At 60.6% G+C, this 21,723-nt stretch carries 14 protein-coding genes; 10 read left to right on the top strand and 4 right to left on the bottom strand.

Annotation, left to right across the window (positions count from 1 at the left end; genetic code table 11):
• Positions 1-2 precede the first annotated feature (2 nt).
• Positions 3-1,004: a glycosyl hydrolase family 8 gene (locus ABLU73_RS18990; RefSeq protein ID WP_004204978.1), complete on the top strand. Its 1,002-nt coding sequence runs from the start codon at positions 3-5 to the stop codon at positions 1,002-1,004.
• A gap of 106 nt (positions 1,005-1,110) precedes the next feature.
• On the opposite strand, the gene bcsG is transcribed toward ABLU73_RS18990, so the two are convergent.
• From bcsG to bcsE, 3 genes are read right to left on the bottom strand one after another with little or no spacing between them, the layout of a single operon-like run.
• Complete coding sequence (bcsG, locus tag ABLU73_RS18995; protein ID WP_004204977.1) at positions 1,111-2,787, bottom strand: cellulose biosynthesis protein BcsG; 1,677 nt, start codon at positions 2,785-2,787, stop codon at positions 1,111-1,113.
• Entirely contained in the window at positions 2,784-2,981 is a 198-nt protein-coding gene (gene bcsF, locus ABLU73_RS19000; RefSeq protein WP_004204976.1) for a cellulose biosynthesis protein BcsF, read from the bottom strand. The genes bcsG and bcsF overlap by 4 nt, the downstream gene beginning before the upstream one ends.
• Complete coding sequence (gene bcsE / locus ABLU73_RS19005; RefSeq protein WP_017900009.1) at positions 2,981-4,534, bottom strand: cellulose biosynthesis protein BcsE; 1,554 nt, start codon at positions 4,532-4,534, stop codon at positions 2,981-2,983. The genes bcsF and bcsE overlap by 1 nt, the downstream gene beginning before the upstream one ends.
• A 169-nt stretch (positions 4,535-4,703) precedes the next feature.
• Here bcsE and bcsR point away from each other — a divergent pair, with 169 nt between their 5' ends.
• From bcsR to ABLU73_RS19050, 9 genes are all read left to right on the top strand, one after another.
• Complete coding sequence (bcsR, locus tag ABLU73_RS19010; RefSeq protein WP_002921513.1) at positions 4,704-4,892, top strand: cellulose biosynthesis protein BcsR; 189 nt, start codon at positions 4,704-4,706, stop codon at positions 4,890-4,892.
• Positions 4,893-4,903: 11 nt separating this feature from the next.
• Complete coding sequence (gene bcsQ / locus ABLU73_RS19015; protein ID WP_069135579.1) at positions 4,904-5,635, top strand: cellulose biosynthesis protein BcsQ; 732 nt, start codon at positions 4,904-4,906, stop codon at positions 5,633-5,635.
• Entirely contained in the window at positions 5,632-8,250 is a 2,619-nt protein-coding gene (bcsA, locus tag ABLU73_RS19020; RefSeq protein WP_004204973.1) for a UDP-forming cellulose synthase catalytic subunit, read from the top strand. The genes bcsQ and bcsA overlap by 4 nt, the downstream gene beginning before the upstream one ends.
• Positions 8,251-8,260: 10 nt before the next feature.
• Positions 8,261-10,606, top strand: coding sequence for a cellulose biosynthesis cyclic di-GMP-binding regulatory protein BcsB (gene bcsB, locus ABLU73_RS19025; protein WP_032426090.1), 2,346 nt, complete (start codon positions 8,261-8,263; stop codon positions 10,604-10,606).
• A gap of 3 nt (positions 10,607-10,609) precedes the next feature.
• Entirely contained in the window at positions 10,610-11,719 is a 1,110-nt protein-coding gene (gene bcsZ / locus ABLU73_RS19030; protein ID WP_064178573.1) for a cellulose synthase complex periplasmic endoglucanase BcsZ, read from the top strand.
• Entirely contained in the window at positions 11,701-15,180 is a 3,480-nt protein-coding gene (gene bcsC / locus ABLU73_RS19035) for a cellulose synthase complex outer membrane protein BcsC (protein ID WP_348850357.1), read from the top strand. Before bcsZ ends, bcsC begins: the two co-directional genes overlap by 19 nt.
• Positions 15,181-15,423: 243 nt before the next feature.
• Entirely contained in the window at positions 15,424-17,430 is a 2,007-nt protein-coding gene (gene hmsP / locus ABLU73_RS19040; protein WP_004204968.1) for a biofilm formation regulator HmsP, read from the top strand.
• A gap of 156 nt (positions 17,431-17,586) precedes the next feature.
• Positions 17,587-18,873 carry a dicarboxylate/amino acid:cation symporter gene (locus ABLU73_RS19045; protein ID WP_004204966.1) on the top strand — a complete coding sequence of 429 codons (1,287 nt, stop codon included), beginning with the start codon at positions 17,587-17,589 and terminating at the stop codon, positions 18,871-18,873.
• A gap of 219 nt (positions 18,874-19,092) precedes the next feature.
• Positions 19,093-20,604 (top strand): pitrilysin family protein, encoded by a 1,512-nt coding sequence (locus tag ABLU73_RS19050; protein WP_004204964.1) that lies wholly within the window; start codon positions 19,093-19,095, stop codon positions 20,602-20,604.
• Positions 20,605-20,658: 54 nt separating this feature from the next.
• Here ABLU73_RS19050 and ABLU73_RS19055 read toward each other — a convergent pair whose 3' ends face one another.
• On the bottom strand, positions 20,659-21,588 hold the full coding sequence (locus ABLU73_RS19055) for a sugar kinase (protein ID WP_264923668.1): 930 nt from the start codon (positions 21,586-21,588) through the stop codon (positions 20,659-20,661).
• Between the last annotated feature and the right edge of the window lie 135 nt (positions 21,589-21,723).

The following is a 21,723-nucleotide window of genomic DNA, read 5'->3' on the forward strand; positions in this document are numbered from 1 at the left end:
TTATGCCCCTGCGTGCTTTAGTGGCGGTGATAGTGACAACGGCAGTAATGCTGGTGCCCCGGGCGTGGGCGGATACGGCCTGGGAGCGTTATAAGGCCCGTTTTATGATGCCGGACGGCCGTATCATTGATACCGCCAATGGCAATGTGTCGCATACGGAAGGCCAGGGCTTCGCCATGCTCCTGGCGGTGGCGAATAACGATCGCCCGGCGTTCGACAAGCTGTGGCAGTGGACGGACAGCACCCTGCGCGACAAGTCTAACGGGCTGTTTTACTGGCGCTATAACCCGGTGGCGCCGGACCCGATCGCCGATAAAAACAACGCCACCGATGGCGATACCCTGATCGCCTGGGCGCTGCTGCGCGCGCAAAAGCAGTGGCAGGACAAGCGCTACGCCACGGCCTCCGATGCCATCACCGCCTCCCTGCTGAAATATACGGTGGTGACTTTCGCCGGTCGCCAGGTGATGCTCCCGGGCGTGAAGGGGTTTAACCGCAACGACCACCTGAACCTTAACCCCTCCTATTTCATCTTCCCGGCCTGGCGCGCCTTTGCGGAGCGGACGCACCTGACCGCCTGGCGGACATTGCAGAGTGACGGGCAGGCGCTGCTGGGGCAGATGGGCTGGGGGAAATCGCATCTGCCCAGCGACTGGGTGGCGCTGCGGGCGGATGGCAAGATGCTGCCGGCCAAAGAGTGGCCGCCGCGGATGAGTTTCGATGCGATCCGTATCCCGCTGTATATCTCGTGGGTCGATCCGCACAGCGCCTTGCTCGCACCGTGGAAAGCCTGGATGCAGAGTTACCCGCGCCTGCAAACTCCGGCGTGGATCAACGTTAGCACCAACGAGGTCGCCCCGTGGAATATGGCCGGCGGCCTGCTGGCGGTGCGTGATTTAACGCTTGGCGAACCGCTGGAAGCGCCGCAGATTGACGACAAGGATGATTATTACTCCGCCAGCCTCAAGCTGCTGGTCTGGCTGGCGAAACAGGATCAGCGCTAGCGCTGTGATGGCTTTGCAGGTTTCTCAGCCCGTATGCCTGCGGGCTGAGAGAAAAGAGCAGGAACGTCTCACGATGTAAGGCCGCCAGAATAGGCGGCCTTGTCGCTTATTGCGGATAAGGCACCCAACTGCCGCCATTCAGCTGGACATAAGGCTTGCCCTGATACTGGATAACGATGGCGTTGGCGTTTTCGGACACCGCCGCGCTCTGCGGCAGGTTGGCGACATACTGCTGCCAGTTGACGCTGTCTTCGCTGAACATTTTGCCGTCGAGGGCGCGCACCACCAGCTCCGACACCGCCAGGTAGCTGCTGGGCTGATCGATGATAATTGGCGCGCCTTCATGTGGCGCCTTCATGCCGAAGAATTTCACCGCCGTCGGGACGTTAGTGATCGACGGGCTCGGGATATCCCGCAGGCCAGACACCTGCATCTTATCGCCCTTCAGCGCGCCGCCGTGTTCCGGCACCACCACCACCATCACCTTACGCCCCGATTTTTCCAGTTCGGTGAAGAAGTTATCCAGGTCGTCAAACAGCTTCTGCGCCCGCACTTTGTAGTCCGCGGTTTTGCTTTGCCCCGGGAAGTGATTGCCGTCATGCAGCGGCAGGGTGTTATAGAACGTGGCGCTCCGCGGATTGCTGCTGGCCTCTTCGGTCTTCAGCCAGCGGTTGAGAACCGCGAGATCCTCATACACTGGCGAACCATCAAATGCCTGCAGGCTGACCGGCAGACCGCTCTGGTCCATCAGCGGGCTCTGCATGCCGCCCAGCGAACGCAGCTCTTTTAGGAAGTCGCCGAACAGGCCGTTGTGGCCGAGCATCAACTGCTGGTTGAAGCCGAGTTTCGCCAGGTTTTCAAACAGGTAGCAATCGGCGCCGGATGGCTGATACAGGTTGGTATGCGACAGTTGGCCGCAGCTGGCGCGCAGCAGACGCACCGCCGCAGGTCCGCTGTAGGAGGTCGCTGAGTTAAAGTTTTTGAAGACGATATCGAAATGCTTCCACAGCGGGTGGTCCATCAGCCCGGCGGCTTCAATATCCGACCAGGAGAGCGAGCAGATATTGATCACCAGCAGGTCAAACGGCTGCGCATCCGCCGGCAGCTGGTCCGGGAACGGTGTCTTGCGCTTCTGCTCGGCGGCATAGAAACCGTTCAGCCAGTTGGTGAGGTTGGCCGAGGTCGGCGGTTCGGTCTGCGGCGGAATATCGCTGCTGGCCGGGCTGGACGCGGCGCCAGCGGCAGCGTTGGTCCCGACGTTGGCCGGCGCGGTGGCGGCGGCAGTGGTGGGCTGACCGGCAGGCCAAATGGTAAAGGCCGGCAGCAGCGGACTGACCGCCTGCCAGACGACCATCGCGGAGACAAACACGGTAACGCGCAGCCACTGGCTGATAAACAGCCACAGCACCAGTAAAACAAAGAAGGCGCCGACCATGCTCCAGTTGATAAAGCGGACAATCAGATCCCAGATATAGCTGGCGCTGAAGCCGGCGATTTGCGATCCCTGGCTAAAAATCGACTCTGGCCCGGGCAGCCAGGTATCGTGCCAGAACAGCGCGAATCCCAGCGGAATGGCGATCCAGTGGCGGATGCGGTGCAGCTTTTCGCGCGGGATCGGCACCAGCAGAAAGGCGAGAAACACCAGGTTAAGCATCGGGTGAAAATTGAGATACCCGGCCCACAGCAGGGCAAACTTGACCAGAAAGTAGAAGTTCCAGCCGCCAAGGCCGCGCCAGTACTGCCAGAGCGGAAGCGGTGCCGCGGTCGTTTTTTTATTTGTCATTTGTTCGCTTTGCCTTGCTTAACCGTTGTTCCCCGGCGTAATACCCCTGCCGGTTTCACGTAACGGGGTTTAAAGAACATCAGTCTTAACGTCGTGCGGATCCGGCGCTGATAGTGGCGCGTCAGGTAGCCCAGCGGAAAAAACAGCAGGGCGCAGAGCACCACCAGTTGCAGAATATCGGCGATAGACATCATCAGGCTTGCTCCTCACGGGTGGTTAACCGGTGTGGTTCGGGGTAGCGTCGCCAGTGGCGTCCATCATGGGTGGCGTTGATGGTCTCGTTTTTACCGACCGTGAGAGGCAGCGGCGTATTCCAGCGCGCCGGCTCGATGCCGCGCATGATCACAATTTCCGAGAGAATCTGTTTGTCTTCAAACCACACCATGCGGTTAGAAAAAATATCGCCGGTCGGCAGCGGGAAAATGTGGTTTAGCGCGGTATCGAGGTCATTGATCCGGCAAAACGACAAGAACAGCACCAGCCGGTTATTGCCGATGGTCATGATGTCGCCCATCCGGTTGGGTTTGCATAACGTCAGCGCCTGCTCAACGCGCAGCCCCGGCGCCGGGCGCAGGGCCACCATCACGCCTTTGCTGTCGGCCGGCAGCAGGGTATTGGTCATCACGTTGTGCACCGCTTCGCAAAAGGCGTCCCATTTCTGATAGCCGCGCAGTTTTAACGGCTGGCTCCAGGTGAGCAGGGTGGCAAAATCTTCCGGGATATGGCGGGAGAACTTTTGGTTCTGAACGCTTTCAATCAGCGTCAGGCAGCGGGAAAGCGACGCGCTGTTAGGGATCACCAGGCTGGCGCCGCTGCTCAGCAGCAGCCGCTCATCAGTCGCGCGCAGGCTGGGGGTTTGTTCGCGGACAATAATTTTCAGCGCCGTGCCGCGCTGACGGCGCAGGGTATGAATATAGCGGCCCAGCTGTTCAATTTGCGTATTTTGGGTAATGGAGAAGAGGATCGTCGCCGCTTGCGCGGTGCGCCCGGCGTTGAAGACCTCGTCGTTGGTGTCAAACAGCGTCCAGTATTCCGACAGCGGCGGGGCACCTTCCAGCACGCGCACATTGCTGAGGATCGCTTTTTCATCGCTGCGCGGCTGCACGCTGGTTTCAGCGTCCTGCGCTAATCGCCAGCCGGCGTCATCATGTTGCACCATCAGCTGCTGCTGGGCGCTGATGCCCTTATCGCTTCCCCACCAGGCAATATCAAAGATATGCCGGTCGCCCTGGTAACGAATACTTGCCAGTCCGGAAAGGGAGCGGTACTCACGTAATAAGGGAGTCAGCTGCCGATCAATATCCTGCGCGGAATTGATCGCTAAGAATGCGCAGCGATGATATTGCGCCCAGCGGCTGGTCTTTTCCACCCAGGCGCATAACTTTTCGTTATTTATATTTTGCCAGGCATTTTCAGCACATAGCAGAATAAATAAATAATTGCCAGGTTCGAGGGAGCAGACCAAGTCGCGATGTATTTCTTCCAGCGCCTCCGGACGATTCGGCAGGGTAAACAGTGCAATATTATCCGGGCCGTGAATGTGTTCTAATGAAATGATATCATTTGGTTTATTCCCCATCACCAGCGCGGCAACCTTGCTGTTTTTCGCCTGCGTGGCCAGCGTCTGATTAAATAGACTGACGGCATCGGCATAACGGTCAACGTTGAGCCACCATACCCCGCCGACCGGCATATGGCACACTTCATCCCATAATGATGAAATACCCAAAGTAAATACACTATCCACGGCATCCCTCGTGCGCCCTGATTCACACTGGATAAGTTTACTAGCGAAACTGACAGAGTAAACCTAACATTGAAATTAAAGGTCATCAGTTTTAGCATGTACACCTGCTTTTTAAGGATGCGCTGTATACGTCCTCTGGTTTAATAATAAATTTCGAACGGACAGAGATATGCCAGCAAAAGATCCTGCGGTACCCACGGACGCCACGCTGGGGTACACCTTTCAAAATGATTTTCTGGCGCTTAGCCGGGCATTTTCCCTGCCGGATATTGATTATCATGATATTTCCAGGCGCGAACAGCTGAACGCGGCGCTGAAGCGCTGGCCGCTGCTGGCAGAGTTTGCAGAGAAAAAATAAGGAAGCCGGAGATGGCTATTCTGGGATTACAGGGCGTGCGAGGGGGGACTGGCGTCACGTCCATTACGGCTGCACTCGCCTGGGCGCTGCAATTGCTCGGTGAAACGGTGCTGGCGATCGACGCCAGCCCGGATAATATGCTGCGTTTTTTCTTCAATACCGACATCCATCATCAGGACGGCTGGGCGCGGGCGCTGCTCGATGGCCGGGACTGGCGCGACGCGGGTCTGCGCTATACGCAGCATATCGATCTGTTGCCGTTTGGCCAGCTCAGCGCGGGCGAAAGAGAAAACGTCGACCAGCTGCAGTCCACCCTGGGGGCGATGACGGAGGCCGTACTGCAGCTGCAGGGGCAGTACCGCTGGCTACTGCTGGATCTGCCGGCGGGCTATTCGCCGTTGACCCGCGAGCTGCTGACGCTCTGCGACCGCTCGCTGGTGGTGGTCCATCCCGACGCCAACAGCCATATCCGTTTGCACCAGCAGCCCTTTCCGGCCAACAGCGATATTCTGATTAACGATCTGCGGGTCGGCAGCCAGCTGCAGGAAGATCTCTACCAGCTGTGGCTCGAGAGCCAGCCGCGCATCCTGCCGGTGACCATTCATCGCGACGAGGCGATGGCCGAGTGCCTGGCGGCGAAGCAGCCCCTTGGGGAGTATCGCCAGGACTCTCTGGCGGCGGAAGAGGTACTGACCCTGGCGAACTGGTGTCTGATCCACTATGCCGGCGGGAGGCCGGCATGATCCGCCTCAGCACACTGCTGCTGGCCCCGCCGGTGGGGGAACGGCTGCGCGCGCGCTATGACGACTACCGGCAGCATGGCGCCTCATGGCTGTCGGCGTCGCTTGGCTGCCTGTGGGCATCGCTGGTCTGGGCGCTAATGCCGCTGGAGACGCCGCGATGGCAGGCGATTCTGGCGCACCATGACACCTATTTCCCCCATATTAATCCGCATCGGCCACGTCCGCTGGATCCGCTGCGCTACCTGCTGCAATCCCTGTGGTTACTGACAACGCGCGTGCCGGAGCCGGAGAAAAAGGTCAACTGGCGTTCGCTGGCGGCGCTGGAAGGGGTGCACGGTCGCTATACGCAGTGGCTGGAAAAATTGCCTGAGCAGGTCAACGCCCGCACCGGTCATCTGGATAAACAGAAAGAGCTGGCGCACCTCAATCCCAAACTGCGCCGGGCGATCCTTGGGGGGGTGACCTGCTGCTCGCTGGTGCTGGCGCTGATGTGTATTACGCAGCCTTTTAACCCGCTGTCGCAGTTTATCTTCCTGATGCTGCTGTGGGGCGTGGCGCTGCTGGTGCGGCGCATCCCCGGCCGCTTCTCGGCGCTGATGCTGATCGTGCTGTCGCTGACGGTCTCGTGCCGCTATATCTGGTGGCGCTATACCTCGACGCTGAACTGGAACGACCCGGTAAGCCTGGTGTGCGGGATTATTTTGCTGTTCGCTGAGACCTACGCCTGGGTGGTGCTGGTGCTGGGCTACTTCCAGGTGGTCTGGCCGTTGAACCGCCAACCGGTGCCGCTGCCGGAGGATATGGATCTGTGGCCGACGGTGGACATCTTCGTCCCCACCTACAACGAAGATCTCAACGTGGTGAAAAACACCATCTACGCCTCGCAGGGCATCGACTGGCCGAAGGACAAGCTGAACATCTGGATCCTCGACGACGGCGGACGGGAAGCGTTTCGCCAGTTTGCCAAAGATGTCGGGGTGCACTATATCGCCCGTACCAGCCATGAGCACGCCAAAGCCGGCAACATCAACAATGCGCTGAAATACGCCAAAGGGGAGTTCGTCTCGATCTTTGACTGCGACCATGTGCCGACGCGCTCGTTTCTGCAGATGACCATGGGCTGGTTCCTGAAAGAGAAAGAGCTAGCGATGATGCAGACCCCGCACCACTTCTTCTCGCCCGATCCCTTCGAGCGCAACCTTGGTCGTTTTCGCAAAACGCCGAACGAAGGGACGCTATTCTACGGCCTGGTGCAGGACGGGAACGATATGTGGGACGCCACCTTCTTCTGCGGCTCCTGCGCCGTGATTCGCCGTGGCCCGCTGGATGAGATCGGCGGAATCGCCGTCGAAACGGTGACCGAAGATGCCCACACCTCGCTGCGCCTGCACCGGCGGGGTTACACCTCCGCCTATATGCGTATTCCGCAGGCGGCGGGGCTGGCGACGGAGAGTTTATCCGCGCATATCGGCCAGCGCATCCGCTGGGCGCGCGGGATGGTGCAGATATTCCGCCTCGATAATCCGCTGTTTGGCAAAGGCCTGAAGCTGGTACAGCGCGTCTGCTACGCCAACGCCATGCTTCACTTTCTCTCCGGTATTCCGCGCCTCATCTTCCTCACGGCGCCGCTGGCCTTTTTGCTGCTCCATGCCTATATCATTTATGCGCCAGCGCTGATGATTGCGCTATTCGTGTTGCCGCATATGATCCACGCCAGCCTGACCAACTCGAAGATTCAGGGCAAATATCGCCATTCGTTCTGGAGTGAAATCTACGAGACGGTGCTCGCCTGGTATATCGCGCCGCCCACCTTTGTGGCGCTGATTAATCCGCATAAAGGCAAATTCAACGTCACCGCGAAGGGCGGACTGGTGGAAGAGGAGTATGTCGACTGGGTGATCTCCCGGCCCTATATCTACCTTGTGCTGCTCAACCTGGTCGGCGTCGCGGTGGGGATCTGGCGCTTTATGTACGGCCCGGAAAACGAAATTCTCACCGTCTGGGTGAGTATTGTCTGGGTGTTCTACAACCTGATTATTCTTGGCGGCGCGGTGGCGGTCTCGGTCGAAAGCAAGCAGGTCCGCCGGTCGCATCGTGTCGAAATGAGCATGCCGGCGGCAATTGCCCGCGAAGATGGCCATCTGTTCTCCTGCACCGTTCACGACTATTCCGACGGTGGGCTGGGGATCAAAATTCACGGCGACGCTCAGGTGTTGGAGGGGCAGAACGCCAGGCTGCTGCTCAAACGGGGACAGCAGGAGTATGCCTTCCCGGTGCGGGTCGCGCGGGTCAACGGCAGCGAAGTGGGATTGCAGCTGCTGCCGTTGACCAACCAGCAGCATATCGATTTTGTGCAGTGTACGTTTGCCCGCGCCGATACGTGGGCGCTTTGGCAGGATAGCTTCCCGGAAGACAAGCCGATGGAAAGCCTGCTGGATATCCTCAAGCTGGGGTTCCGTGGCTATCGTCACCTGGCGGAGTTTTCGCCGCCGTCGGTGAAGGTGGTTTTCCGCGCGCTCACCTCGCTGGTGGCATGGATAGTGTCGTTTGTACCCCGACGCCCTGAACGCGCCGCGCCGACGCTCTCCGCAGACCCGGCAATGGCTCAACAATGATGATAATGCGATGAAAAGAAAACTTTCCTGGATGTGTGCAGTAGCGGTGGGCATGTGCAGCTGGTATCCGCTGGCCTCTTACGCGGCGCCGGCCACCGTGGTGAATCCGGCCCCTGGCGTTCAGCCGCAGGCGGCCTCCCCGCTCGCGCCGGTGACGACAGGCGAGCCGACGGCGACCCTCGCCGAACCGACCGCTCCGGCGGTGGTCGCCGAGAACGTCCCGCAGCGGGAGGTGAAGCTGACCTTTGCCACCATCGCGCCGCCTCCGGGCAGCATTGTGCTGCGCGGCTCACGGCCTGACGCCTCGGTTGAATTCGGCATGCGCAGCGATGAGCTGGTCGCTAACGCGCTGCTCAATCTGGAATACACCCCGTCGCCCTCGCTGCTGCCCGTGCAGTCGCAGCTGAAAGTCTATCTCAACGATGAGCTGATGGGCGTCCTGCCCGTCACCAAAGAGCAGCTGGGGAAAAAGATCCGCGCACAGCTGCCGATTGACCCGCTGTATATCACCGACTTCAACCGTATACGGCTGGAGTTTGTCGGCCACTACCGCGATGTCTGCGAAAACCCGGCCAGCAGCACGCTGTGGCTGGACGTCGGGCGCGAAAGCTATCTGGATCTCACCTACCAGTCGCTGAAGGTGCATAACGATCTGTCGCACTTCCCGGTACCGTTCTACGATCCGCGCGACAACCGCCCGCTGACGCTGCCGATGATTTTCCCGGGCTCGCCGGCGGTGGCCCAGCAGCAGGCGGCGGCGATTATCGCTTCATGGTTCGGCAGCAAGGCCGGCTGGCGCGGCCAGCAGTTCCCGGTCTATTTCAACGAACTGCCGGATCGTAACGCCATTGTCTTCGCCACCAACGACAAGCGTCCGGATTTCCTGCGCGATCATCCGCCGGTCAACGCGCCGACCATCGAAATGATCGACAACCCGAACGATCCTTACGTCAAGCTGCTGGTTATTTTCGGCCGCGATGATAAAGACCTGCTGCTGGCGGCGAAGGGGATTGCCCAGGGCAATATTCTGTTCCGCGGCAGCAGCGTCACCGTGGACGGCATCAAAACCCTGCAGCCGCGGCAGCCATACGATGCGCCAAACTGGGTGCGCACCGACCGCTCGGTCACCTTTGCTGAGCTGAAAACCTATGAGCAACAGCTGCAGTCCAGCGGGCTGGTGCCGGATGCCATCACCGTGGCGCTTAACCTGCCGCCGGATCTCTATCTGCTGCGGGCCAACGGCATCGATATGGATCTGAAATATCGCTATACCATGCCGCCGGTGAAGGATAGCTCGCGGATGGATATCAGCCTTAACGACCAGTTCTTGCAGTCGTTCAGCCTTAACAGCTCGCAGGACGTGAACAAACTGATCCTGCGCCTGCCGGTGCTGCAGGGGCTGCTGGACGGCAAATCGGAGGTTACCATACCCGCGCTGCGTCTTGGGGCGGTGAACCAGCTGCGCTTTGACTTCCAGTACATGAACCCGATGCCCGGCGGCTCTATCGACAACTGTATTACCTTCCAGCCGGTGCAGAACCATGTGGTGATCGGCGACGATTCGACCATCGACTTCTCGAAGTATTATCACTTTATTGCTCTACCGGACCTGCGCGTCTTCGCCAATGCTGGCTTCCCTTACAGCCGTATGGCGGACCTCGCCGACACCCTGGTGGTGGTGCCGAAGGCGCCGACCCAGGGCCAGGTGGCGACGCTGCTGCAGGCGCTGGGCGGCATCGGTTCGCAGACCGGCCTGGCGGCGATTAATCTGCAAATGACTGACGATGGCAACCAGATCAAGAATAAAGATGCGGATCTGCTGCTGATCGGCGCGATCCCCTCTTCCCTCAAGGACGATACCAAAATCAACCTGCTGGTCGAGGCGACCAAAAGCTGGGTGAAAATGCCGATGCGTCATTACGACCTGGCGAGCATTTATCCCGATGATGAGGCCCGCACGCCCAACACCCGCACCGACATCACTTCTTCCGGACCGATGGCGGCGGTGATTGGCTTCCAGTCGCCCTACAACGATCAACGCAGCGTGGTGGCCCTGCTGGCCGACAGCCCACGCGGTAATGAACTGCTAACCAACGCCCTCAACGACAGTGGTAAGCGGGCGGCGATGTTTGGCTCGGTGGCGGTGATCCGCGAATCCGGCGTCAACAGCCTGCGGGTGGGCGATGTTTACTATGTCGGCCATCTGCCCTGGTTCGAGCGCATCTGGTTCGCGCTCTCTAACCACCCGATACTGCTGGCGATCTTCGCCGCGGTCAGTATCGTGCTGCTGGCGTGGGTGCTGTGGCGCATGCTGCGCATTATCAGCCGCCGCCGCCTTAGCCTGGATGATGAGTAAACGATGATGAAAGTACTTTGCGGCGCGGTGCTCTCCGCGCTGGTGCTGGCGGCGGGCCAGGCGAGCGCCGCCTGCCAGTGGCCCGCCTGGGAGCAGTTTAAGCAAGCCTACGTCAGCCCCGAGGGGCGGGTGATCGACCCCAGCGATGCGCGCAAAATTTCCACTTCCGAAGGACAGAGCTATGGCCTGTTCTTTGCCCTGGCGGCCAACGATCGCGCGGGGTTCGACAAGCTGCTGACCTGGACGCAGAACAACCTGGCGGAGGGCGACCTGCGGCAGCATCTGCCGGGCTGGCTGTGGGGGAAAAAGGACGACGAGCAGTGGACGCTGCTGGACAGCAATTCGGCATCCGACTCAGATCTGTGGATAGCCTGGGCGCTGCTGGAGGCGGGGCGCCTGTGGCAGCAGCCGCAGTACACCGAGACCGGGAAAGCGCTGTTGGCGCGGATTGTCGATGAAGAGACGGTGGCGGTGCCGGGCCTTGGCACGATGCTGCTGCCGGGAAAAGTCGGTTTTGCCGATGACAGCGGCTGGCGGTTTAACCCCAGCTATCTTCCACCGCAGCTGGCCACCTATTTTGTGCGTTTTGGCGCGCCGTGGCCTGCCCTGCGCGATACTAACCTGCGTCTGCTGCTGGAGACCGCACCGAAAGGCTTTGCCCCGGACTGGGTGCGCTATGAGAAAGGGAAAGGCTGGCAGCTGAAAACGGAGAAGCCGCCGATCGGCAGCTATGACGCGATTCGCGTCTACCTGTGGGTGGGTATGCTTCATGACGGCGATAAGCAGAAAGCGCGTCTGCTGGCCCGCTTTGCGCCGATGGCGGCGCAGACCACGGAGCAGGGGGTACCGCCGGAGAAAGTGAATATCGCCACCGGCAAAACCAGCGGCCAGGGGCCGGTGGGCTTTTCCGCGGTGATGCTGCCGTTTTTACAGAACGACGAGGCCCGGTCGGTGCAACGGCAGCGCGTCGCCGATAACTATCCCGGCGCGGATGCCTACTACAGCGCGGTCCTGACGCTGTTTGGCCAGGGTTGGGATCAACACCGTTTTCGTTTCACTGCGGGTGGCGAATTACAACCTGACTGGAACCAGGAATGCGCAAGCTCTCACTAAGTTTACTCACGCTGTCCCTCGGCGTTGCGCTGCTGCCGTTAGCGCAGGCGGCGACGACGCCCGCCCAGGAACATCTGCTGGAGCAGGTGCGCCTCGGCGAGGCCAGCAATCGTGAAGACCTGGTGCGCCAGTCGCTGTACCGTCTGGAGCTGATTGACCCCAACAACCCGGACCTGATTGCCGCGCGGATGCGCTATCTGCTGCGCCAGGGGGATGCCGCCGGGGCGCAAAAAGAGCTGGAGCGACTGACGAAGCTGGCGCCGGACTCCCCGGAGCTGAAGGCGTCGCGCAATGAGATGAAAAGCAACACCGGCGAGGGTCGTCAGGCGCTGCAGCAGGCGCGACTGCTGGGCGTGGCCGGGAAGGTCGATGAAGCCATCGCCGCCTACGAAAAGCTGTTCGGCGGCGTGCCGGATGATGTTGATGCCGCGATTGAATACTGGACGCTGGTGGCGCGCCTGCCGGCCCGTCATAGCGAAGGCGTCAGCCAGCTGAAAAAACTGAACGCCAGCGCGCCGGGCAACGTCAGCCTGCTCACGGCGCTGGCGAAGCAGATGTTTGCCGATAACAAACCGCAGGAAGGGTTCGCCTATCTGGCGGAAATGGCCCGCTCGGCCTCAGGACGCGGTATCGCCGCCGATATGTGGTACAGCGAGGTGAAAAGCATGCCGGTGAGCAAGGCCAGCGTGCAGGCGTTGCAGCAATTCCTGCTGCAGTTTCCTACCGGCTCGGTGGCGGCGAACGCCCGCGTCCTGCTCGACCAGCAGCAGGCGCAGCTGCAGGATCCGACGTTCCGCGCCCGCTCGGAAGGGCTGGCGGCGGTCAAATCCGGAAATACCTCGCAGGCGGTGGCGGATCTGCAGAAAGCCGTTCAGGCCGACAGCCGCGACAGCGATGCGGTGGGCGCCCTCGGCCAGGCCTATTCCCAGCGCGGCGACCGCGCGCGGGCGGTGGCCCAGCTCAATAAAGCGATTGCCATGGATCCCGACAGCCCGAATCGCGGCAAATGGGACAGCCTGCTGCAAACCAACCGCTACTGGCTGCTGATCAAGCAGGGGGATAACGCCCTGAAGGCCGGTCAGCTTGCGCAGGCGCAGAATTATTATGCCCAGGCGCAGCGGGTCGATCGGACCGACAGCTATGCCGTGCTGGGGCTGGGCGACGTCGCGGCGGCGCGCAAAGAGTCGGCGGCGGCGGAGCGCTATTATCAGCAGGCGTTGCGCCTGGATCGCGGCAATAACCTGGCGGTGCGCGGCCTGGCCAACCTCTATCGCGCCGAATCGCCCGAGAAAGCCAGCGCCTGGATCGCCGGCCTTCCTGCTGCCCAGCGGCGCAGTATTGATGATATCGAGCGCAGCCTGACCAACGACCGGCTGGAGAAACAGGCGCAGGCCCTGGAGAGCCAGGGCAACTGGGCGCAGGCGGCGGAAGTCCAGCGTCGGCGCCTGGCGCTCGATCCGGACAGCGTGTGGATCACCTATCGTCTGGCGCGGGATCTGGTCAGCGCCGGCGAACGCCAGCAAGCCGATGCGCTGATGCGGGCGATGGTCAACCGCCAGCCGCAGGATGCTGAACGGATATACGCCTCGGGGCTGTACCTGTCGGGGAACGACCAGGACGATCTGGCGCTGGCGCAAATCGCCACCCTGCCGCGCAACGCGTGGACAGATAACATCCGTGAACTGGAGGCGCGTCTGCAAAGCGACCGGGTGCTGCGCCAGGCGAACCAATTGCGCGACAGCGGCGAGGAAGCGCAGGCGATCGCCCTCATCAAACAGCAGCCGGCCTCGGTACGCTATGACCTGACGCTGGCCGACTGGGCGCAGCAGCGCGGCGACAACCAGACGGCGATTGCCGACTATCAGCGGGTGCTGCGTCAGGAAGCCGACAACGGCGATGCGCGCCTCGGCCTTGCGGAAGTCTACCTGGCCGAGGGGGATAAACCGGCCGCCCGGGCGCAGGTCATGCAGCTGAAAGGCGCAGAGGCCGAATCCATGAATATGCAGCGGCGGGTCGCCCTGGCGCGAGCTGGCCTTGGCGATACCGCTGACGCCCAACGGATTTTTAACCAGATTGTGCCGCAGGCGAAGGCGCAGCCGCCCTCGATGGAGAGCGCGCTGGTGCTGCGCGATGCCGCGCGCTTTGCCACCCGGAACGGGGAGCCGCAGCAGGCGCTGACTCACTACCGGGAGGCGATGGTGGCCTCCGGCATCACCCCCGCGCAGCCGCAGGATAACGATACCTTTACCCGGCTGACGCGCAACGACAGCCGGGATGACTGGCTGAAGCGCGGGATCCGCAGCGATGCCGCCGATCTTTATCGCCAGCAGGATCTGAACGTCATCCTGGAACATGACTTCTGGGGATCCAGCGGCACCGGCGGCTATTCCGATCTGAAGGCGCATACCACCATGCTGCAGGTGGATGCCCCGCTAGCGGATGGCCGGATGTTCTTTCGCACCGACCTGGTCAATATGGATGCCGGCAGCTTTTCCACCCACAGCGACGGGAGCTACTCGCCCAGCTGGGGCACCTGCGGGGAGATCGCCTGCACCAGCGGTAGTAAAAATCAGACCGACAGCGGGGCCAGCGTGGCGGTCGGCTGGCAGAACGACACCTGGAGCGGGGATATCGGCACCACGCCGATGGGCTTCAATGTCGTCGATGTGGTCGGCGGCCTGAGCTACAGCAGCGACGTCGGGCCAGTGGGGTACACGGTCAACGTCCACCGGCGGCCCATCTCCAGCTCGCTGCTCTCCTTCGGCGGGCAGAAAGACAGCAACAGCCATACCGGCACCACCTGGGGCGGTGTTCGCGCCGACGGCGGCGGTGTGAGCCTCAGCTATGACCGGGGCGAAGCGCACGGGATCTGGTCCTCGCTGGGGGCCGACTCGTTGACCGGTAAAAACGTGGCGGATAACTGGCGCGTGCGCTGGATGACCGGCTACTACTACAAGGTGATTAACGAGAATAATCGTCGCGTCACCGTCGGCCTCAACAATATGATCTGGCACTACGACAAAGATCTCAGCGGCTACACCCTCGGCCAGGGCGGCTATTACAGCCCGCAGGAGTACCTCTCTTTCGCCGTGCCGGTGACCTGGCGTCAGCGCACGGAGAACTGGTCCTGGGAACTCGGCGGGTCGGTGTCATGGTCCCATTCGCGTACCCAAACGCAGGCCCGCTATCCGCTGCTGAACCTGATCCCGTCCGACTACCGGCAGCGCGCCAGCGAACTGACGGAGCAGGGCAGCAGCAGCCAGGGATTCGGTTACACCGCCAGAGCGCTGGTGGAGCGGCGGGTGACCAGCAACTGGTTCGTTGGCGCCGCGGTCGATATTCAGCAGGCGAAGGATTATACCCCAAGCCATGCGCTGCTTTACGTCCGCTACTCGGCGGCAGGCTGGCAGGGGGATCTGGATATGCCGCCCCAGCCGCTGGTGCCTTACGCCGACTGGTAGCAGAATAGGCTGAATTACGTCACAGAGCGCCACTCCACGGCGCGCTTCGCGTATACTCGTGAGGCGTTGCCCACCGTCGGCCGCCGGGGAGGTCTCTCCGGCGTCTGCGTCACCGCGCGGAAATATCCCGTCACTTCATCCCTCGCGGGCGTGGGCGAAGGATTTGAGTATATAATCAGCCTGAAACGACCGGGATTGAAGGATTGATACCGGGTATGCATTCAGTATCAGTGGAGAACACCGTTGCGCGTCAGCCGTTCACTTACAATCAAACAGATGGCGATGGTCGCGAGCGTGTCCATGGCCTTTGTATTGGTTTTTTGCACTATTTTGCTGTTTCACTTTGTGCAACAGAGTCGCTTTACCACGGCCACGCAGTTAGAAAGTATCGCGCGATCCGTTCGCGAACCGCTGTCGGCGGCTATTCTGAAAGCCGATATTCCGGAAGCGGAAGCTATTTTAAGCCGTATCCAGCCTGCTGGCATCGTCAGCCGGGCGGATGTGGTCTTGCCCAACCAGTTCCAGGCGTTACGGATGCGGTTTATCCCCGAGCGGTCGGTGCCGGTGACCATCACCCGGCTATTTGAGCTGCCGGTGCAGATTTCGCTGCCCATTTATTCGCTGGAGCGGCCGGCCAACCCGCAGCCGCTGGCCTATCTGGTGCTGCAGGCCGATTCCTATCGCATGTATAAATTCGTCATGAGCGCCCTTGCCACGTTAGTGACTGCTTACTTACTTCTGGTGCTGATGTTGACGGTGGCGCTCACCTGGTGCATCAACCGGCTGATGGTTCGCCCTCTGCGGCGTATCGCCCGCGAGCTGAACGATCTCTCCCAGCAGGAGCGTCTTGGGCATCAGCTGACCCTCCCGCGCCTGCACCATGACGACGAGATCGGCATGCTGGTGCGTAGCTATAACCGCAACCAGCAGAGCCTGGTGCGCCAGCATGATGAGCTGTCCATCCAGTCGACCCGCTTCCCGGTCTCCGAGCTGCCGAATAAAGCCTTTTTGCTGGCGATGCTGGAGCAGACGGTGGCCCGCCCGCAGAGCGCCGCGCTGATCGTCGTCGCCTGTGAAACCCTGCAGGACGCCGCCGGCGTGCTCAAGGAGAGCCAGCGCGAAATGCTGCTCCTGACGCTGGTGGAGAAGCTGCGCGCCGCGATCCCGCCGCAGATGGTGCTGGCTCAGGTGAGCGGCTATGACTTCGCCATTCTCGCCGATGGCCTCGCCGAATCCTGGCAGGCGGTGACGTTAAGTAAGCAAGTGCTCACTATTATTAATGAACGTTTGCCGCTGCATGGTCTGCAGCTGCGACCCTACGCCAGCGTCGGGATCGCTATGTTCCACCCCGGCCTCAGCGCCGAACAGTTTTACCGGCGCGCGGTGTCAGCCGCCGTCACCGCAAGACGCAAAGGTAAAAACCAGATTGAGTTCTTCGATCCCGAGCAGATGGAAAAGGCTCAGCGTCGCTTGATGGAAGAGCACGATATAATGACCGCCCTCGACAACCAGCAGTTCGCTATCTGGCTGCAGCCGCAGGTGGCCTGCGCCAGCGGCGAGATCTGCGGCGCCGAGGTGCTGCTGCGTCAGCGGCAGGCGGATGGCAGCTGGTCGCTACCGCCGGCGCTGATTGAACGCATTGAGTCCTGCGGGCTGATTATCCCGGTCGGCTACTGGGTGATGGAAGAGGCCTGCCGCCAGCTGGCGGCCTGGCAAAGCCAGGGGATTATGCTGCCGCTGTCGGTCAATGTTTCGCTGCTTCAGCTGCTGGAGCACGATCGCGGCGAGGAGATGCTGAAGCTGATCGCCCGCTACCGCATCGCGCCGGGTACCTTAATCCTCGAGGTGACGGAGAGCTGCCGGATGGACGATCCGCAGGACGTGATGGCGCGGTTGCGGCCTCTGCGCGAGGCCGGGGTACGTATTGCGCTGGATGATTTTGGCATGGGTTACGCCGGGTTGCACCAGCTGCAGCAGATGAAGGCCCTGCCGGTGGATATCCTGAAAATCGATAAGGTATTCATCGATATGCTGCCGGAGGATGTCAGCATGGTGCCGGCGATGATCCAGCTCGCGCGCGGCCTGTCGCTACGTATCGTGGCGGAAGGGGTGGAGAACGAGGCCCAGTTCCGCTGGTTGCAAGCCGCCGGCGTCGAGGTGCTCCAGGGCCATCTGTTCGGTTGCGCTTTACCGCAGGAGGCGTTCAGCGCGCGCTATCTCTCCCCGGTCCGGGAGGATGCAAATTTGTAAATGTTTTGTTGACTTGTGCGAGTCAGCTCAAAGATTTTAACAATTGCTTTGCACTTTCGGCGTTAGTTATTTCTGAAATGTTTCCAGGGTGTTATTTTTAAGCCACAGACGTCAAATATCCCTTCTTGCTCTGTGGTTATTCCCAAAGGACACCCTATGAAAACCTCTATCTTTAAAAGCCTCTATGTCCAGGTTCTGACGGCCATAGCGATCGGTATTCTGCTGGGCCATTTTTACCCGGAACTGGGCGCGCAAATGAAACCCTTCGGCGACGCCTTCGTTAAGCTGATTAAAATGGTGATTGCTCCGGTTATCTTCTGTACCGTCGTGACGGGGATCGCCGGGATGGAGAGCATGAAAGCCGTTGGCCGTACCGGGGCGGTAGCGCTACTCTATTTCGAAGTGGTCAGCACCATCGCGCTGATTATCGGTCTGATTATCGTCAACGTGGTGCAGCCGGGGGCCGGGATGAACGTCGACCCGTCGACGCTCGATGCGAAAGCGGTGGCGGTGTACGCTGAGCAGGCGAAAGACCAGGGGGTGGTGGCCTTTTTACTGGATGTGATCCCGGGCAGCGTCATTGGCGCCTTCGCCAGCGGCAACATCCTGCAGGTTCTGCTGTTCGCCGTTCTGTTTGGCTTTGCCCTGCATCGTCTGGGCAGCAAGGGCCAGCTGATTTTCAACGTCATTGAAAGTTTCTCGCAGGTCATCTTCGGCATCATCAATATGATCATGCGCCTGGCGCCGATCGGCGCCTTCGGGGCCATGGCCTTCACCATCGGTAAATATGGCGTCGGCACCCTGGTGCAGCTGGGGCAGCTGATCATCTGCTTCTATATCACCTGTATCCTGTTCGTGGTGCTGGTGCTGGGGAGCATCGCCCGGGCCACCGGCTTCAGCATCTTTAAGTTTATCCGCTATATCCGTGAAGAGCTGCTGATCGTGCTGGGGACCTCCTCATCCGAATCGGCGCTGCCGCGCATGCTCGACAAGATGGAGAAGCTCGGCTGTCGTAAGTCGGTGGTGGGCCTGGTGATCCCGACCGGCTATTCGTTTAACCTCGACGGCACCTCTATCTATCTGACGATGGCGGCGGTGTTTATCGCCCAGGCGACCAACAGCCATATGGATATTTTCCATCAAATCACCCTGCTGGTGGTGCTGCTGCTCTCCTCGAAAGGGGCGGCGGGAGTGACCGGCAGCGGCTTCATCGTGCTGGCGGCGACCATCTCGGCGGTTGGGCATTTACCGGTCGCTGGCCTGGCGCTGATCCTCGGTATCGACCGCTTTATGTCCGAAGCCCGCGCTTTGACTAACCTGGTCGGTAACGGCGTCGCCACGGTGGTGGTGGCAAAATGGGTGAAAGAACTCGATGCCAAACAGATGGATGATGTGCTGAATAACCGTGTTCCCGCGAACAAAACGCACGAATTATCCTCTTAAATCCTCCTCTTAGGCCCGTACTCCCTTGCTGGAGTACGGGCTCCTGCGCATAATTAGAGGTCATTTCCGCCCTGCGGGAATGACACGAAATGATTATTTTACGTTGTCATGCGACATTTTCGTCTCCGTGTGGTCTAACCGACGTATTTCACTCTCACTTTTTTCGGCAGCCCGTCAGTGGGATGCTGTTGTAACCAGGAATGTTCATCAGGGGTTCACATGCAGGGCACAACAATTAAACTCTTAACGGGCGGTTTGCTGATGGTAGCGGCGGCCGGTTATGTGCAGGCAGAAGCGCTCCAGCCTGATCCGGCCTGGCAACAAGGGACCTTAGCGAATGGGTTGTCGTGGCAGGTGCTGGCCACGCCGCAGCGTCCCAGCGACCGTATCGAAGTCCGTCTGTCCGTGAATATTGGCTCGCTGAGCGAAAGCACTCAGCAGAGCGGTTTCAGCCGTTTTATTCCCCGTCTGGCGTTGACGCAAAGCGGCAGCCTGCCGACGATGCAGGCGCGCTCGCTGTGGCAGCAGAGTATTGACCCGAAGCGTCCTCTGCCGCCGGCCATCGTCTCCTACGATTACACGATGTTTAATCTCAGCCTGCCGAATAACCGCAACGATCTGCTGAAAGAGGCGCTGAGCTGGCTGGCGGACGCCAGCGGTAAACTGACCATTACGCCTGAATCGATCAATCACGCGCTGCAGGGCAGCGACATGGTGGCGACCTGGCCGCTGGATACCAAAGAGGGCTGGTGGCGCTATCGCCTGAAGGGCTCCACCATGCTGGGCCACGATCCCGCCGCGCCGCTGAAGCAGCCGATCGACGTGGCGCAGCTGAAAGACTTTTATCAAAAATGGTACACCCCCGACGCCATGACGCTGATCGTGGTGGGTAACGTCGACAGCCGCAGCGTCGCTGAGCAAATCAGCAAGACCTTTGGCGATCTGAAGGGTAAGCGGGAAACGCCGGCGGCGGTGCCGACCTTATCGCCGCTGCCCACCGTGCCGGTCAGCATCATGACCAGCGCCGTGCGCCAGGACAAACTGTCCATCATGTGGGACGCCCCCTGGCAGCCGATCCGCGACTCCGCAGCGCTGCAGCGCTACTGGCGCGACGACCTCGCCCGCGAAGCGCTGTTCTGGCACGTGCAGCAGAGCCTGAGCAAAAATAACGTCAAGGATATTGGGCTTGGTTTCGACTGCCGGGTGCTCTATCAGCGCGCGCAGTGCGCCATCAACATCGAATCGCCGGGCGAGCGCCTGAATAACAACCTGAGCGTGGTTTCGCGCGAATTGGCGAAAGTGCGCGACAACGGCCTGCCGCAGGAGGAGTTTGACGCGCTTATCGCCCAGAAAAGCCTCGAGCTGCAGAAGCTGTTTGCCACCTATGCGCGCACCGATACCGACATTCTGATGAGCCAGCGCATGCGCTCCCTGCAAAATCAGGTGGTGGATATCGCGCCGGAGCAGTACCAGAAGCTGCGTCAGGAGTTCCTCAACTCCCTGACGGTGGACATGCTGAACCAGTACCTGCGTCAGCAACTCTCTCAGGATATGGCGCTGGTGTTACAGCAGCCGAAAGGCGAACCGGAATACAACATGAAGGAGCTGCAGGCCACGTGGGAAAAACTGATGGCGCCGAGTCCGGCGAGTCCGGCGGCCGCAGCGACCAGCGGCAGCGCCGATACGGTTGACGCCCACAGCGAGGCCAGCGACATCCCGTCGGGGCAGTAACCTGACGCCTCTCCGGCGCGCCAGCGGCGGCCGGAGAGCGCTTACAGGTGAGGATTATTGCGGCATCGCTTCCCGCGGGATGATCGCCCCGCGATACTGGATCACCGTGCTGGCGGTCAGATGTCCGCGTCTGGCGGCGGATTCAGCATCGCCGCCGGTCAGGCGAACGGCCAGATAGCCGGCGCTGAAGGAGTCGCCGGCGGCGGTGGTATCCACCACCTTCTCTTTGGCCAGTTTGACGGCCGGCACTTCCCGCAGCGGTTGCCCGCTAACCGAGGCCAGGCAGGCATCCGCTCCGCGCTTCACCACCACCTCTTCCACGCCGGCGGCGTGGGTGCGGGCGATCACCTCGGCGACCGGTTTTTCCCCCCACAGCGCGTCTTCATCGTCGAGGGTCAGAAACGCGATATCGGTGCAGGCGAGCATCTCCTGATAAACCTGCTGCGTCTCCGCCTGGCTGGCCCACAGGCGCGGGCGATAGTTGTTGTCGAAGATCACCTTGCCGCCGTTGGCGCGGCACTCACGCAGCAGCGTGAACAACGTTGCACGACTGACCGGGCTGAGAATGGCGAGGCTGATACCGCTCAGATAGAGATAGTCGAAAGTGGCCAGCTCTTCGCAAATCGCCGCTGCGCGATCGCTCTCCAGCCAGAATTTTGCCGCCGCCTCGTTGCGCCAGTAGTAGAAGGTGCGCTCGCCGGCGTCATCGGTTTCAATGTAATACAGCCCCGGCAGGCGGTCGGCCATCCGCTGGATAAGATTGATGTTGACGTTTTCCTGCTGCCAGCTGTCGAGCATCTGCTGGCTGAACGCATCGGTTCCCAGTGCGGTGACGTAGTGGACGCTCAGCGCGCTGGCATCTGTCTGCCGAGCGATATAGACCGAAGTGTTTAAGGTATCGCCGCCAAAGCCGCGGTTAACGGCCCCGTTCTTCTCTGACAGCTCAATCATGCATTCGCCAATGACGGCAATTTTTTTAGACATAGCCAGAACCTGCAATGGAATCGATATAAGCGCTAGTGTGCGCTGCGCTGTTTTGCTGGTCAATCATATTAAAACATCGTTCCATTATTTTTTTGACCTGACGCGCGTAATGTGACGAAAAGCGCATTTCCAGGA

Source organism: Klebsiella sp. GG_Kp175 (assembly GCF_040062325.1).
Lineage (GTDB): Bacteria > Pseudomonadota > Gammaproteobacteria > Enterobacterales > Enterobacteriaceae > Klebsiella > Klebsiella quasipneumoniae.

Coding starts and splice junctions, on each gene's coding strand:
- ABLU73_RS18990 (WP_004204978.1), top strand. CDS start 3: ATGCCCCTGCGTGCTTTAGTGGCGGTGATAGTGACAACGGCAGTAATG.
- bcsG (WP_004204977.1), bottom strand. CDS start 2,787: ATGACAAATAAAAAAACGACCGCGGCACCGCTTCCGCTCTGGCAGTAC.
- bcsF (WP_004204976.1), bottom strand. CDS start 2,981: ATGATGTCTATCGCCGATATTCTGCAACTGGTGGTGCTCTGCGCCCTG.
- bcsR (WP_002921513.1), top strand. CDS start 4,704: ATGCCAGCAAAAGATCCTGCGGTACCCACGGACGCCACGCTGGGGTAC.
- bcsQ (WP_069135579.1), top strand. CDS start 4,904: ATGGCTATTCTGGGATTACAGGGCGTGCGAGGGGGGACTGGCGTCACG.
- bcsA (WP_004204973.1), top strand. CDS start 5,632: ATGATCCGCCTCAGCACACTGCTGCTGGCCCCGCCGGTGGGGGAACGG.
- bcsB (WP_032426090.1), top strand. CDS start 8,261: ATGAAAAGAAAACTTTCCTGGATGTGTGCAGTAGCGGTGGGCATGTGC.
- bcsZ (WP_064178573.1), top strand. CDS start 10,610: ATGATGAAAGTACTTTGCGGCGCGGTGCTCTCCGCGCTGGTGCTGGCG.
- bcsC (WP_348850357.1), top strand. CDS start 11,701: ATGCGCAAGCTCTCACTAAGTTTACTCACGCTGTCCCTCGGCGTTGCG.
- ABLU73_RS19045 (WP_004204966.1), top strand. CDS start 17,587: ATGAAAACCTCTATCTTTAAAAGCCTCTATGTCCAGGTTCTGACGGCC.
- ABLU73_RS19050 (WP_004204964.1), top strand. CDS start 19,093: ATGCAGGGCACAACAATTAAACTCTTAACGGGCGGTTTGCTGATGGTA.
- ABLU73_RS19055 (WP_264923668.1), bottom strand. CDS start 21,588: ATGTCTAAAAAAATTGCCGTCATTGGCGAATGCATGATTGAGCTGTCA.